This is a genomic window from Butyrivibrio sp. ob235, assembly GCF_900109475.1.
In the GTDB taxonomy this organism is placed as follows: Bacteria; Bacillota; Clostridia; order Lachnospirales; family Lachnospiraceae; genus Butyrivibrio.
The window spans coordinates 55,388-69,778 of the sequence record NZ_FOBE01000019.1 but is presented as its reverse complement, the minus strand read 5'-3'; the positions used below and the strand labels follow the sequence as shown (position 1 = coordinate 69,778).

The window sequence follows — 14,391 nt, the reverse complement described above, 5'->3', positions numbered from 1 at the left end:
ATGATAATAGAGAATACTAAAATGAAACTAAAATTTTGTGGGCAAAGTGTGAAGATTCGGTGAATTTTGAGCCTGCGATAAACCATGCTCTTGAAGCGGTTTTTGCTCCTGCATCTGGGCGATGTACTCGATGGTGTAGTCGATTTCTTTTGCCAGGAACATAAGCCCTGCGAGGCCCACCACATCGTAGTTTTCGTAGGCGAGCTTCACCTTCTCCTCGATTTTCATAGTCACTGCATGTCTGGGATATCCCTGGAGAGCCGCTACAGCAGGCCTGAAATAGGCCTCATCCACATCCCCGAGGCAGTCGAAAAGGAAATCTATTCCCGCAGCATTTGCGGGATATTCAATTTTTTCAAGAAGTTCTACGCAGTTGCACGCGCTGAATTCGTTTAGATAGTTCTGAAAATTCAGAAATCGCGAAAGCGAAGTTCTGCCTCCGCGCACATTCTCAGCAATTTTCAAGATATCATTGTCAGAGAGAACCCGTTCGAAAATCGCGAAAGTTATGTCTCGCTCGTCAGAGGCTCTGCAATTGTTACCATTTTTATCAGATGTAAAATACTCATTATCCTCGTTAGCGAGGTCCTTCTCCCACAGATAGCGGACTCGGCCGAAGTCCTCTCTGTCGATGTAAAGGCCGAAGGTATGGCGCGCCTTGTAGTAACTGTCCTCTGCGTTTTTCGGAAGTGACTTATAGTATATGCCCCTGTCTTTGAAAAATGCATCAAGATCCCTTCGAATCTGAGGCATCTTCGCCTTAAAAGGGAGTTTGATTGCCGCGCCGTCTATCGCCAGAAGCTCATTTTTCTTCGCGTTATAGCCGCAGATCAGGTCCGCCGGCAGATATCCGCCAAGGATGCATATCCACTTGTTATCGTCGCTGACGCATACGTTTTTCAGCGTCTCACCATCTTTGGTCACATAGTCTGAAAAAGTGGATTTTTCAATGATCATCGAGACCTTCTCGTTGTTCAGTTCCTTTCCGAAGTGAGGAAATTTGTCATACTTTTCCTTTTGCTGTCCGGCTCTTTTCCCGGATAGAAGTGAGGGGAACATGCTTTTTAAAGATGAATATATGATGTAAAATGCTACTATTGAAAACACTGCCAGTGAAACAATGCCCTCAAAGATTTTTTGGTTTGAGACCAGATTAACTCCGTCAACCATAGCTGAGGCAAGCGATATGCCCATGAATATAATCCAGATGATGAGTATTGTTGCATTCCAGTCATCGGATGAATTGTTTCTCATTTTATAACTACTCCCAAATTCTTTCCCTGATATTACTTAATTACAAGCGTGTTAATAAAATAGCTTGTCAAAAATGCCTGCTAATAAAATTAGCTTTTCTTTAAATGCCTGCTGGAAATCAATGATTTCCCGGGAAGATATTATAACACTAAATTGGTGATAACATTAGGTAATTTCACGAAAATTTCATACTTGTTCGGGACAGAATGAGATATCTTGTATATAGAGGGATCTTGTATGTTGAGGCACTTAGTATATAGAGGTTAGGCCGTTTCCGCAGAATTCGGGAGGACGGGAAATGAAGAGCTTTTTCCAGAAAAACAGAATATGGCTGTTTGCTGTGGTGGTACTGGTTATTTTCATGTGTTCAGTATCAGTTATTGGCATGTGCAAAAATGCGAATAACGAGGCTGCGACAGATGAAGCTATTGTTATTCCTGCGTACAGCGGGACCGAGACCATCATACTAAATAATAATGTTCCTTCATTCGCTTCGTCGGAGATTACAAGCATATCTTATGAGAGATACGGCGAATTGGATGAGCTGGGTAGGTGTACTCCTGCCATGGCGAGCATCGGTGAGGATTTGATGCCGACTAAGGAGAGGGAGTCCATTGCCGAAGTCAAACCCACAGGCTGGAAGCAGAATAAGTACCCCGGACTTGTGGATACCGATCCTCCGTTTCTGTACAACAGATGTCATATGATTGCATATCAACTGACCGGGGAGAATGACAATTTGCAGAATCTCATAACCGGCACCAGATACATGAACGAGGCGATGATTCCCTATGAGAATGAGGTTGGAGATTATGTCCGCAGCACCGGGTATCATGTGATGTACAGGGTTACTCCGGTATTTTTGGGCGACAATCTCTTGTGTGACGGTGTCCGGATAGAGGCGCTTTCTGTAGAGGATAAGGGGAGAGGCGTAAGCTTTAACGTTTACTGCTATAATGTACAGCCAGGAGTGGTCATTGATTACAAGGATGGCAGCAATAAAGAAGAAGACGACAACTTTACAAGCCTGGAGGATTTCACAAAAGGAGTGCCAGATGGTGGTACGAAGGGTATCGGTGATGATACTACAAAGGGAATTCCTGATGATGGCGAAAAAGAAGTTACAGATAATACTTCAAAAATGATTCCTGATGATATTTCTTATTCTTATGTCGGCAACAGGAATTCTCACGTGTTTCACAGACCGGAATGTGACAGTGTAAACGATATGAAGGAGAAAAATAAGGTATATCTGGAAGGGACAAGAGATGACGCCATAGACCAGGGCTTTAGGCCTTGCCAGAGGTGTAATCCCTAAGAACATGCAAATGAAATCTCTGGTAATTACAGACTGGTCCCCGAGCAATAAATTATGATTGATAAATCAGTGTAAAACAGATTCAAATCCGTGTGGATGCGAATCTGTTTTTTTATGTCTGATACATTAAATACATAAATAATACCAATTATAAATGGGGACTATTCATAGGAGGGTGTGTCATGACAGATTTTATTGCTTTTTGCGGACTGGATTGTGAACAGTGTGAAGCTCGTATTGCTACAGTTAATGATGACAATTCACTAAGAGAAAAGGTAGCAAAGGAATGGACCGAGTTAAATGGAGTGGATATCACTCCCGAGATGATAAACTGTGTTGGCTGCAGACTTACAGGAGTTAAGACACCTTTTTGCCAGTCACTTTGTGAGATCAGACAATGCGCATTGGGTAGGAAGATGGAGACCTGCGGTTCATGTTCAGATATGGAGGCTTGCTCCATAGTTGGGATGATCATCAACAACAACCCTGAGGCTAAACAGAGACTAATGGAGGCGTAAAGAAGGAAAAAAATAAAAACCTCCAAAATGTGAAGATATTTCTCACCATGTCTCGTTTTTATAAATGAAAACAGTGTGATATATGTGTGATATTGGTACTGGTAAGATAACAGCATAAGATGAAACGAGAGGTGATGGATATGAAAAATACAATGTTTAAAAGAATCGCAATGGTACTTGCAGTTGTAGCACTTGTATCAGGAAGCGCTTTTAATAGAGAGAATATCAAAGTTGAGGCAGAGGAAACAAATGTGCAGATGATGGAGATCAGTTGCCCTCACTGCCACGAGACCATCACAGTTGATGTAATGAAGGATGATGCCCCGTGTGGTCACTGCCACGAGAATATTCACATTGACGGTTGATAAACCGATAAAGGGTATAGAGAATTCACGATTGGAGGGAGAAGGTTATGCGTAATATTTTTGAAAGTATAATGGAAGAATTCGGTATCATAAATACAGCATCTTATCACAGACCCTTCGGTAGCCTGAATGCGTCGGACTACAGCAGAATCGAGGCGGAGCTTATAAGATTTGCTGATAACGTAGCTATTACCACTTGATCCCTTATTTGGGAAAAGTGTGAAATGAATGTTAAAAAGGGGGCTGTTGCACTTGATTTAATCATCTAAAGCAACAGCTCCTTTTCTTTGAGGCAAAACCTGTCAATTATTTTGCTTTCAGTTTGTAGTGGAACTCAGTATTATTTCCAAAGCACTCCCAGAACTTAATATAGTAAGTGCCTTTTTTCACTTTAATTGTTGTGGATCTTTTGCCGTCTCTTACAGACCAGTTGGCGAGAACCTTCTTGCCCTTGCTATTGTATACATATATACGAACATCGGAACTACTATCGCCCAGAGCATAAGCTGTAATTTTCAACCTTTTCTTCTTGCCGGATATTACGACCTTACGGCAATTCTCTGTAGACTTATGGTTATTTGTTGCGGTATTGTAGGTGCAATCCACTAAGTATTCTGTATTTTCCTTATTGAATGCAAGGCCTTTCTTTGTTGTGAAAATCTTGTTGGGAGTGAAGGTTACGCTGTACTTTATAGTACTATTGTGTTGAAAAACGTCCCAAAACTTCAGGTAATGTGCACCGGCAGTAACATTGGCAGCTATAGTGAATCTGCCCGTGCCTGTTGATTGGTTCTGAATCTCTGATCCGCCGTAACTATCATAGAGAAAAATTCTAACATCTTCATTTGAACTACCGGTGATTGTAATACGTCCGGCAGATTCAGCATTGATGGTTCTGCAGTTTTCTTCATCCGGTAAATTGTTATATGCAGAGTTATAATTCCAAGTACCCGCGTTGTTAGTTTCCGTGTACTCTGTACCGAAAGCTATTATAGTGTTTGCTGCTTTAACATCAATCGGCTGTGCGAGTGTGATGCTCATTATCCCCGCAAGCACCAAACCCATGACTTTTTTCATACATTTCATTATAAATTCCCTCCTTTAAATGCAATCGTGTGAAATTCTAGCAGAAAATATCGATAAAAGCAAATCGCGTTTCCTAAAAATCTCGCCTAGACATTTATGTTTTCGATGGATTCTCCCTTTCAGTATTCTATGATAGATTACAATTGTAAACAATCTAATTGCAATAAATATTAAATGTGGTATAATCATCCGTGACAATGTTGATAATCTCAGATGAGGTAATGCGATGATCACTCTCTATCACGCGGGTTATGTGACAATAGAAAAACCGGATGTCCATTTTGGCAGAAAAAATGCCGACTTTGGGCAGGGCTTCTATACTACCGATGATCCTGAATTTGCATGCAGATGGGTCAGGGAGAAGTCCGGTTCAGACATAATCATCAATCGTTATGAGCTTGATGAAAGCGTGCTGAAGATTAAAACTCTTGAAAGAAACAGCGAGTGGTTTGAGTATATTTTTGCCAACAGAAGAGTAAAGCCGGATGTCTTTGCGGACTACGATCTGATCATCGGGCCTATAGCAAATGATACGATCTATGAAACTTTCGGCATCATCACCAGTGGATTCTTGTCCGAAGAAGAGGCGATGAAGCTTCTGATGGTGGGCGATTTTTCAAGGCAGATAGTCCTTAAGAGCGAGAAGGCAGCCGAGCATTTGAGATTTGTATCTTCTGAGATTTTGGGAAAAGAGAAAATTGAAATCAGTCGGAAGAAATACCTTGAGGATAATGAAAAATTCCAGGCGGAGTTCGCGAAAGCGATGAAGGAATTTGAGTAAGCGTAGATTTTTTGAAATCAGGAAGAAGCTTTTAGGAAATAGTTTGAAATATTAAAGAATGGGAGGCATTAGAAAAATGAGCAACTTTTTAGAACTTGCAAAGACAAGAAGAAGCGTAAGAACTTTTGATGGAAATATGCCGAGCGCGCAGGTCCTGGATGAACTGAAGGCGTTTGCTGATAATATTGAGAACCCTTACGGGGCAAAGATTAGATTTGTATTCCTGAACGCAGAGGAAAACAAGCTTTCAAGCCCGGTGCTTTCCGGTGAGAAGGTCTATGTGAGCGCGGTGACAAGTAAGCAGGAGCATGTTGAGGAAGCTTATGGGTACAGTTTTGAAAAGCTCTTGATTAAGGCTCATGAGCTGGGGCTTGGAACTGTATGGATCGGCGGAACCATGCCAAGAGAAAAGTTTGAAGCGGCGTCCGGTCTTGGAGAGGGTGAGTTCATGCCTTGCATAAGTCCGCTCGGCAGCACAGCAAAGCGGATGTCTGTAAAAGAGACACTCATGAGAAAAGGTGTGAAGGCTGATTTCCGCCACAAATTTGAGGAGTTGTTCTTTGTGGGCGATTTTGAAACACCCATGAGCGAGGAGTATGCAAAGGAGCATGGTATATACGATGCTCTTGAGGCAGTTAGAATCGCACCTTCGGCAGTAAACAAGCAGCCCTGGCGAGTTGTAATTGCCGGAGACAAGGCACATTTTTATGAAAAGCATGACAAGGGCTTCACGACTCCAGACTATGACCTTCAGAAGATAGATGTAGGTATTGCTATGTACCACTTAGAGAGCCAGCTCATCTCAGAGGGCAAGTCACCTGAACTAATTGTACAGGCTCCGGCAATCACTACACCTGATCAGATGGACTATGTGGCAACCTATAAGATATGATTTACGATCGTACGATTTACCTGACATAAAGAAATTGTTAAAAATGACAGATATTTGATATAAAAACACTCATGCATATCGTACACTCTGTTTCAAGATGCTGAAATCAATTGTTTCCGGGTTGAAAGGAGTACGAAGGAAATGAGTAAGAAAATCAGGCTTAGTCCCGATCAGGTTAAGGACTTTGTAAGAGCAGCTTCAAAATGCGACTTTGACGTAGATATTTCCTACAATCATCTGACTGTAGACGCTAAGTCTCTACTTGGAGTTTTTGGAATGAATTTCAGATATCCGCTTAAGGTTAGCTATAGAGGATATAATCAGGATTTTGAGAATTATCTTGCAGAGCATGTGGTGGCATAAAAGTTGCGCAAGTTGCGCAAATTTATGCTGCCTTTTTTGTGATTATTCAACAAAATTTTCAGAAGGATTATTGTGACTTAATCCGATAGAAATACCAACTCTTTGAATGCTATACTAACAGTACATTGATTGCGCAATCGGTTGCGCAACTTTTGCGCAAAAAAGGGTATTGCAAAAAGGGAGGTATAAAGTGAGAAAGGATAGTTTAAAGCGAAAGGTGACAAGGGGGATAAGCGTCACCGTCATGGCACTGGTGGCATTGGCACAGATCGGAACATCTGCATGTGCTGCAGAAGAGAATGAAATTACAGGAGAAGAAACTCCGGTCGATGCAGAAATTTTCGTTGAAAAGGTGCCCGGATGTGATGAGGATTTTATCACCGGTGTCGATGTTAGTTCTTATATCGCACTGAAAAATGGTGGTATAAAGTTTTACAATTATGAAGGGGAGGAACTTGATGACCAGGGATATTTTAATTTCCTTAGTTCTTGCGGAGTTAATTTTGTGCGTCTGCGCGTATGGAATGATCCTTGCGATGAGAATGGAAACGGCTATGGAGGAGGGAACTGCGACCTTGAAAAAGCTAAACGAATTGGACAGTGGGTCACCAATGCGGGAATGAGAGTTCTCATAGATTTCCACTATTCTGATTTTTGGGCTGATCCCGGAAAGCAGACTGCACCCAAGGCGTGGGCAGATCTGGGGACAGATGAAAAGGCAGCAGCACTTAAGGATTATACAAAAACAAGTCTTAACACACTTCTTGAAGCCGGTGTCGACGTAGGCATGGTACAGGTTGGAAATGAGACTAATAACGGAATTGCCGGAGAGAGCGGGAACGCCGGTATGGTGAAAATGTTTGCCGCAGGAGCTGAAGGTGTCAGGGAGATATCGGAAGAAACAGGAAAGGACATACTCGTAGCAATCCATTTCACTAACCCTGAGAGCGGCAGATATTCAGGATATGCAAAAATGCTTGAGGATGGCGGTGTTGACTATGATGTATTTGCATCTTCCTACTATCCTTACTGGCATGGAACTCTTGATAATTTGAACAGCGAACTTAGCAAAGTTGCTGAAAAATATGGAAAGAAAGTTATGGTCGCAGAGACCTCATATGTATATACACTTGAGGACGGAGATGGCTGTGAGAATACAGAATCACAGGACGACTATGATGGGGGAAAAGAGCCCTTTAATTTTGATGTATCACCTCAGGGACAGGCTGACTCGGTAAGGGCGGTAGTTAATGCAGTTGCGTCAGCGACAGGTGGTATTGGCGTATTTTACTGGGAACCCGCATGGCTTCCGGTTAACCAGGATAAAAAGGATGAACTTGGCGAGGATGAATTCCTTGCTGCAAATAAGGAGAACTGGGAAACCTACGGAACAGGCTGGGCATCAGACAATGCAGCCGGCTATGACACAGATGTGAATAGATGCGGCGGCGGTGGCGGAGCTGTTGTTGAAAATGAGGCATGGTTTGACTTTACAGGACATCCTCTGGCATCCGCAAAAATGTATAGCTATATGCGAACCGGTGCGAAGGCTGAACTTAAGATAACAGCAATCAGTGCAGATAAGATCACTGCAGAATATGGAGAAGAGATAAAACTGCCTGAAACAGTTATGGTAAAATACAACGACAATACTTCAAAAGAAGTGACGGTTGTATGGAACAGCGAAGAATTGGACGCTGCGAAGAATGCCGGCGCCGGTGAGTACACAATCACAGGAACGGCGGAGGTTGACGGTGAGCAGGTGGAAACAACCTGCAAACTGGAAATAAAGGCTAAAAACTACCTTGTTAATCCGGGCTTTGAAGAAGGAAATACGGGATGGGAATTAACACCCAGCGTAGAGACAAATGAAATTGCCATAAAACAGGATACTTCAAATACCCACTCGGGTGAGTGGTGCATGAAGTTCTGGTACGGAACCGCTTTCGATTTCGATATTAAGCAGACAGTTACTCTTGATAAAGGTATATATAGCCTTGCCGTATTTTTAGAAGGCGGGGATGCCGGTGAGAGTGATGAATTCAAGCTTTATGCAATCCTTGACGGTGTGGAAACATCAGACGCTACTACGCTAAATGGTTGGCAGGAGTTCACTAATCCTACGATAAGCAATATTGTGATCAAGGAGGATGGTACAGAGCTGACAATTGGCGCATATACTAAAGCCTCTGCAAAGTGTTGGGGAGCATGGGATGATTTTGCATTGACAAGGATAGGCGATATCCAGGAAAATAGTGAGGAAGAACCCAAGGAAAATTCAGCTACCACAGAGACTACTGAAAGCAAAGATAAAACTGAAAACAATAGTAAATCCGAAAATGCACCAACTGAAGAAAATAAGACTTCAGGCACAACCGGAATCCAGGAGAATAAAACTCCCACAGTGGATACACCTGCAGAGGAGACTGAGGTAAAGGTTACTAAGGTTAAGCTTAACAAAAAGAAGAAGACTCTGAAGGTTGGCAATAAGTATCAGCTCAAGGCAACAGTCAAGCCTACTGATGCAACAAATAAAAATGTGACCTGGAAGAGCAGCAACAAAAAGGTCGCAAGAGTTAGCAGCAGCGGAAAAGTTACTGCGGTATCCAAAGGAAAGGCCACAATAACAGTAGTGACCAAGGACGGAAAATTTAAAGCAAAGTGCAAAATAACAGTTAAGTAAAAAATCATGGCAATAACAAAGACAATGACGGAGGGAGCTCCCTGGAAACACATCCTGAAGTTCTCCCTCCCGGTTCTTGCAGGATCACTTCTGCAACATCTTTTCATCCATACTGCGTGCAGTGGGGGACAGTGCAGCGACGTGCAGGATTGCTTTGATTAATATAGTGCTTTCCATGTACATCCCACTGTTTGGAGTATTTCAGGGAACCGGTCACAGCGGAATCCCGACCATTGTTGCAACCTGTGCGCTGGGCATCAGAGTTGTAGTTGTATATCTGTTCCGCTACAGCGATATTTTCGGACATACTATCATCTGGTGGAACGGAATTTTTGGCTTTGGCCTCGGATTCATGATAACATGGAGTTACTACCTGAGCGGTAAGTGGAAGAGCACGAGATTTTCGCGCTAGAGTGAATAATTGTAAGAGGCTATTATGGACAGAAAGAACCAATTAAAATATATATTACAGATGCAGATGGCACAGATGCTTTATGGAAGAAACGGTGTGGATGCCCTTGTGAAAACCTGCAGCGTCGTAGCAGTAATTCTGATGTTTATAAACATTTTTTTTAATAACACAGTACTTTACTTCATGTGGGTGGGACTTGCAGCCTACGCTATTTTCAGAATCATATCAAAGAATATACCTAAGAGGCATGCTGAAAATCGGAAATTTCTTGAAGTCACATCACTGCCGAGAAAACGTGTGAACTTCATGAAAATGCAATGGAGGGACCGTTCCACGAGCAGATATTATATCTGTGCAAAGTGCAATCAGCAGATAAGAGTACCGCGTGGAAAGGGCAGAATTGAGATAAGATGCCCCAGGTGCTCAAACAAATTCATCAAAAAGACTTGATGGAGAATTAAATATATGCAAGCAGCCCATAGACCTTTCCCGGCGGGAAGGTCTATTTTTTTTATCTTTTTTTTATAGAATGATAATGGTTTTGTACAGTATTTGTTGCAATACTTTAACTATGAGTAATGTGGAGATTTTATGGCCTGAACGGGCTTAATGCATATTCCTGACAACAGGGGGTCAGAGGTGAAAAGAGGGCTGATAATAACAATAAATCTTTTAATAATGGGATTTATTCTGTTCTTTATCATCAGGTATGCGAACGCTAAGGCAGAAGAGAGCAACAAGAATGAGATTATTGCCTTTGAAAAGATGACCGTGACTACAAATCAGATCATCACCAATTACCTTGAGGATGAACAGCGTCTTTGTGATGTCTGGGCGAATTATATCAATCGCTCAGCGGAAGATGGCGCCCCGATGACAGCAGAGGATGCTGTATCCTATATCAGGAAGGCTAAGATTTCTTCGGAGATAGAGGGGCACCTTATCTTTCTTGACAGTCCCAGACGGGAAGGTCTCTCTACAACGCCCACAGTGTCTGATCCAAGTGACTATTCGGTTACTTACAAGAATATAAATATCTTTGACAACATAGAAAGTGAGAGCGATTCAAACGGCACTGTCAGTCTGACAAGAGCCTACACAAACCCCATGAACGGAGTGCAGTCCATTGCATTTTTAAATAATGTTACTGTTCTTGAAGAAGAGGGAGGTGCGCCAAAGGAAGGTCTTTTGATGCGCGTTGTTCCTTTGAGTCGCCTTGAGCAAAAGCTTGTTTTCCTAAAGGGTGAGTACGAGAATGTTGAGATAAGTCTCGTCGACAAGAAAGGTAATTACGTCGTTCATGGAAAGTCCTTTAAGAACAGCAATTTCTTTGAGTACTACAAGTCATATAATGCGGCCACGGCAGAGGAATATGAGCATGTGACCAAAGAGATAGCCAGTGGCACAGGAACCATGACTATCAAGAACTTTAAGAAAGAGGACTGCATTTTATCTTATACGCCTCTTGAGACTATGAAGACATGGGTTCTGCTGGCGTATATTCCTGCGAATGATCTTGTGGCAAGCCGTTCGATAGACTGGCTGCTTCTTGGCATAGCGACTCTTGGATTTTTACTTCTTTTAATCTTCAATTCAATCGTCATGATGATCTACAACCGCGAGCTGTCGGAGGCTGCGAAGCAGGCGAATCAGGCAAATGAGGCCAAATCCAACTTCCTATCCACCATGTCCCATGACATCCGTACGCCGATGAATGCGATACTTGGCTTGAACGAGATGGTTCTAAGGGATTCCAAAGATGACAACATCAGAATGTATGCGGAGAGCATCAGAACTGCGGGAAGTACGCTCCTTGGCATCATCAACGATATTCTTGATTTTTCCAAAATTGAAGCGGGAAAAATGGAGATAATCAACGTTGATTACAGCTTTGTTTCGCTTCTAAATGACCTTATAAATATGGTTCAAAAGAAAGCCGAAGATAAAGGATTGTCCTTTAATTTGGATATTGATAAAAATGTTCCCATGGTCCTTAACGGAGACGAGATCAGGATCAAACAGGTTATTATCAACATTCTCTCAAATGCAGTTAAATACACCAAGGAGGGAGGCATAACCTTCTCTGTAAAGGCTAACAAGCTTCAGGATAAGCCGAATGCGGTCATGCTCAGAGTAAGTGTAGCTGACACTGGTATAGGCATAAAACCCGAAGATCTTGATAAACTGTTTGTCGCTTTCCAGCGTATTGAGGAAAAACGGAACAGGAACATCGAAGGAACAGGCCTTGGAATGACTATCGTTCAGAGATTCCTCGATATGATGGGCAGTCGACTTGAGGTTCAGAGCGAATATGGTAAGGGCTCGGTTTTTTCCTTTGAACTTGAGCAGAAGGTCGTAAAATGGAATCCAATCGGCGATTACGAGGAGGCCTTCAGACGTTCATCAAGTACGCTTAATAAGTATCATGAAAAGTTCACGGCACCGGATGCGAGAGTACTTGTGGTAGATGATACTGCTGTTAATCTCACGGTGTTTGTAAACCTGCTTAAGAGGACCGGGATACAGATAGATACTGCGGAAAGCGGTGATGAATGCATATCGCTTTTTAGAAGTAAGAGTTATGACGTCATTTTCCTGGATCACATGATGCCGGATAAAGACGGTATAGAGACACTCATGGAGATGAAGGAAATAACCGATACACCTAATATGGGGGTTCCTGTAATCTGCCTTACTGCCAACGCGATATCCGGTATGCGCGAGATGTACACAAATGCCGGATTCGATGACTATCTCACGAAACCTATTGATGCCGAGCGGCTGGAGATGATGCTGCTGCAGTATCTTCCGGAGGATAAAGTGACGGTTACATCTGATGATGGCGATGCTGACGAGAATGAGCTTCCGGATTTTCTGTATGGAATAAAGGGGCTCGACGCAGATGCTGGTATGGATTACTGCGGCGATGCCGAGGATTATCTTATGGCTCTTGAAACGTTCCTTGGCAGTGCGGATAAGAAGGCCGAAGAAATTGAGAAATTCTGGGCTGAGCGAGATATCAAAAACACAACTGTAAAGGTTCACGGGCTTAAGAGTTCCTTCCGGGCGATAGGTGCGCTGAAGCTCTCCGAATTTGCCGCGGAGCTTGAGAGGGCCGGAAACGACGGCGATACAGACAGACTGGATAAAGATCTTGGCGAACTGATTTCCGGATACAGGGAGCTGGTGAAAGAGCTGGAACCTTTAAATGATCTGTAGGATGTGAATAACTATTGACTGACCTAAGGAATCTTCCGCAAGTGGAGTGCTCTTAGGTCCGGAAGAGAGGTAATTCTTATGAAAAAAACTTTGAGAATGGTAGTTTCTTTGAGCATGGTCATTATGCTTCTTTTACAGGGCTGTGGCAGCCCAAAGAAAGGGGACGCGCCTTTTGCTCCGAAGTACGACAAGGATACTGAGTTCTCATTAACCGTTGCGGGCAGTTACGGTAACTTTGAGTCGCTTGAAGCAGAATTTGAGCGCTTCTACGAATACTATCCGAACGCCAATCTTCAGTATGTAACGATGGATGATTATAAAAATGTCATCCCCAGCGCTCTCGTAAGCAGTGAGCCGCCGGATATTTTCACTACAAACGGCTCGATGATCGGTGACGAAAAGTATGATGCCATGTTTGAAGCTTGCGAGGTTTTCTCCGACTCTTCCGTGGGTATCGATTATTCATGTATCAGAGATTCCCTGATAAGGACTACGGATTCGGGAGATGTTGTTATGCTCCCGATTTTCACCACATCCTACGGAATGCTTGTCAACATGGATATCTTTGAAAAAGAAGGGCTGAAGGTTCCGAATAATTTTAAGGAGCTTATGGATGTCTGTGCCAAGCTTAAAGCTGCAGGCTATGAATCTCCCGTGATGGGACCTGACGTGTTCAGCGGATCGGGACTGTTTAACTGTTTTGCCTATCCGATGTTTGCATATGATGTAATGAAGAACAGTGATAAAGTCGACGCTCTTAATAATTTGGAGTCGGCATCGGGAGAGATGATGAGGCCTGCTCTTGAGAGGCTTTCTGAATTTGTTAACTCTGACTGCATAGATATTGCAAAATGTCAGGAGGAGATAACCGACGAATATGAAGCGGTTATCATGCGATTTTTCGAGGGCGATGTACCTATGATGCTTGCCACAGGTGATGTGGTTTCGGGAACGGGCAAGAGAGAGAGCAAATCCGATGCCTTTACCGCAAATCCTTTTAAGTACAGATTCTATACCGCGCCTGCAGGTGACGATGACGGTTATTTCATCAATTCCATCAGCATTTGCTTTTCAGTTAACAAAAACAGCAGGAATCTCGACATGGCCAACGAATTCATGAGATTCCTGATCAGCAAGAAAGAGCTCAGTAACATGGCAGCGTCCAAGCGCCTGATCACACCTATAGATGATTTTTCGACTGATGAACTTTATTCGTCACTTGCGGATATACCGTCAGACAGGAGCTTCAGTGACAAGGAGACCGGCCTTATGGACCCGGCGGTCAGACAGTTCAGAGCTGCGATATATGCAGTCGGCAACGGAACCATGACAGTGGATGAGGCTGTTGCTGCGTACGGAAATATTCCGGAGGAATGAAGGAGGAAATAGATCATCAGAATTTTCGTTTTGGTATAGCTTTTTTACGATAAAGTTTCGTAACTCCGTGTTTATTTATCAAATTGGAAAATTATAGCGTGCCATATTGCGTTTCTGAATATA

Annotated in this window: 14 protein-coding genes; 12 read left to right on the top strand and 2 right to left on the bottom strand. The window is 42.9% G+C overall.

Annotated features, from left to right (window positions below; translation table 11 throughout):
• Positions 1 to 27: 27 nt before the first annotated feature.
• Complete coding sequence (locus BMW61_RS13435) at positions 28 to 1,254, bottom strand: hypothetical protein (RefSeq protein WP_091822840.1); 1,227 nt, start codon at positions 1,252 to 1,254, stop codon at positions 28 to 30.
• 298 nt (positions 1,255 to 1,552) lie between these two features.
• Between BMW61_RS13435 and BMW61_RS13430 the strand changes: the two genes are divergently transcribed.
• The 4 genes from BMW61_RS13430 to BMW61_RS21955 all read left to right on the top strand — a co-directional run bounded on the left by BMW61_RS13430 (position 1,553) and on the right by BMW61_RS21955 (position 3,655).
• Positions 1,553 to 2,572: a DNA/RNA non-specific endonuclease gene (locus BMW61_RS13430; protein ID WP_242876747.1), complete on the top strand. Its 1,020-nt coding sequence runs from the start codon at positions 1,553 to 1,555 to the stop codon at positions 2,570 to 2,572.
• Between the two features lie 182 nt (positions 2,573 to 2,754).
• On the top strand, positions 2,755 to 3,090 hold the full coding sequence (locus BMW61_RS13425) for a DUF3795 domain-containing protein (protein WP_091822837.1): 336 nt from the start codon (positions 2,755 to 2,757) through the stop codon (positions 3,088 to 3,090).
• Positions 3,091 to 3,230: 140 nt separating this feature from the next.
• On the top strand, positions 3,231 to 3,455 hold the full coding sequence (locus tag BMW61_RS13420) for a hypothetical protein (RefSeq protein ID WP_091822834.1): 225 nt from the start codon (positions 3,231 to 3,233) through the stop codon (positions 3,453 to 3,455).
• 47 nt (positions 3,456 to 3,502) lie between these two features.
• Complete coding sequence (locus BMW61_RS21955; RefSeq protein ID WP_022762829.1) at positions 3,503 to 3,655, top strand: hypothetical protein; 153 nt, start codon at positions 3,503 to 3,505, stop codon at positions 3,653 to 3,655.
• Between the two features lie 106 nt (positions 3,656 to 3,761).
• Here the strand turns inward: BMW61_RS21955 and BMW61_RS13415 are convergent, their stop codons facing one another.
• Positions 3,762 to 4,541, bottom strand: coding sequence for a hypothetical protein (locus BMW61_RS13415; protein ID WP_091822832.1), 780 nt, complete (start codon positions 4,539 to 4,541; stop codon positions 3,762 to 3,764).
• A 226-nt stretch (positions 4,542 to 4,767) separates the two neighbouring features.
• Here BMW61_RS13415 and BMW61_RS13410 point away from each other — a divergent pair, with 226 nt between their 5' ends.
• The 8 genes from BMW61_RS13410 (at position 4,768) to BMW61_RS13375 (ending at position 14,268) form a co-directional block, all read left to right on the top strand.
• On the top strand, positions 4,768 to 5,322 hold the full coding sequence (locus BMW61_RS13410; protein ID WP_091822827.1) for a DUF3990 domain-containing protein: 555 nt from the start codon (positions 4,768 to 4,770) through the stop codon (positions 5,320 to 5,322).
• Between the two features lie 76 nt (positions 5,323 to 5,398).
• Positions 5,399 to 6,214, top strand: coding sequence for a nitroreductase family protein (locus tag BMW61_RS13405; RefSeq protein WP_175475207.1), 816 nt, complete (start codon positions 5,399 to 5,401; stop codon positions 6,212 to 6,214).
• A 141-nt stretch (positions 6,215 to 6,355) separates the two neighbouring features.
• Entirely contained in the window at positions 6,356 to 6,577 is a 222-nt protein-coding gene (locus BMW61_RS13400; protein ID WP_022762825.1) for an HPr family phosphocarrier protein, read from the top strand.
• 190 nt (positions 6,578 to 6,767) lie between these two features.
• On the top strand, positions 6,768 to 9,260 hold the full coding sequence (locus tag BMW61_RS13395; protein WP_139176321.1) for a glycosyl hydrolase 53 family protein: 2,493 nt from the start codon (positions 6,768 to 6,770) through the stop codon (positions 9,258 to 9,260).
• Between the two features lie 154 nt (positions 9,261 to 9,414).
• Entirely contained in the window at positions 9,415 to 9,672 is a 258-nt protein-coding gene (locus tag BMW61_RS13390) for a hypothetical protein (RefSeq protein ID WP_022762823.1), read from the top strand.
• A 24-nt stretch (positions 9,673 to 9,696) separates the two neighbouring features.
• Complete coding sequence (locus tag BMW61_RS13385) at positions 9,697 to 10,122, top strand: hypothetical protein (protein WP_091822816.1); 426 nt, start codon at positions 9,697 to 9,699, stop codon at positions 10,120 to 10,122.
• Between the two features lie 189 nt (positions 10,123 to 10,311).
• Positions 10,312 to 12,891, top strand: a complete 2,580-nt coding sequence (locus tag BMW61_RS13380) for an ATP-binding protein (RefSeq protein ID WP_091822813.1) — start codon at positions 10,312 to 10,314, stop codon at positions 12,889 to 12,891.
• 78 nt (positions 12,892 to 12,969) lie between these two features.
• Positions 12,970 to 14,268 (top strand): ABC transporter substrate-binding protein, encoded by a 1,299-nt coding sequence (locus tag BMW61_RS13375; protein WP_091822810.1) that lies wholly within the window; start codon positions 12,970 to 12,972, stop codon positions 14,266 to 14,268.
• Positions 14,269 to 14,391 lie beyond the last annotated feature (123 nt).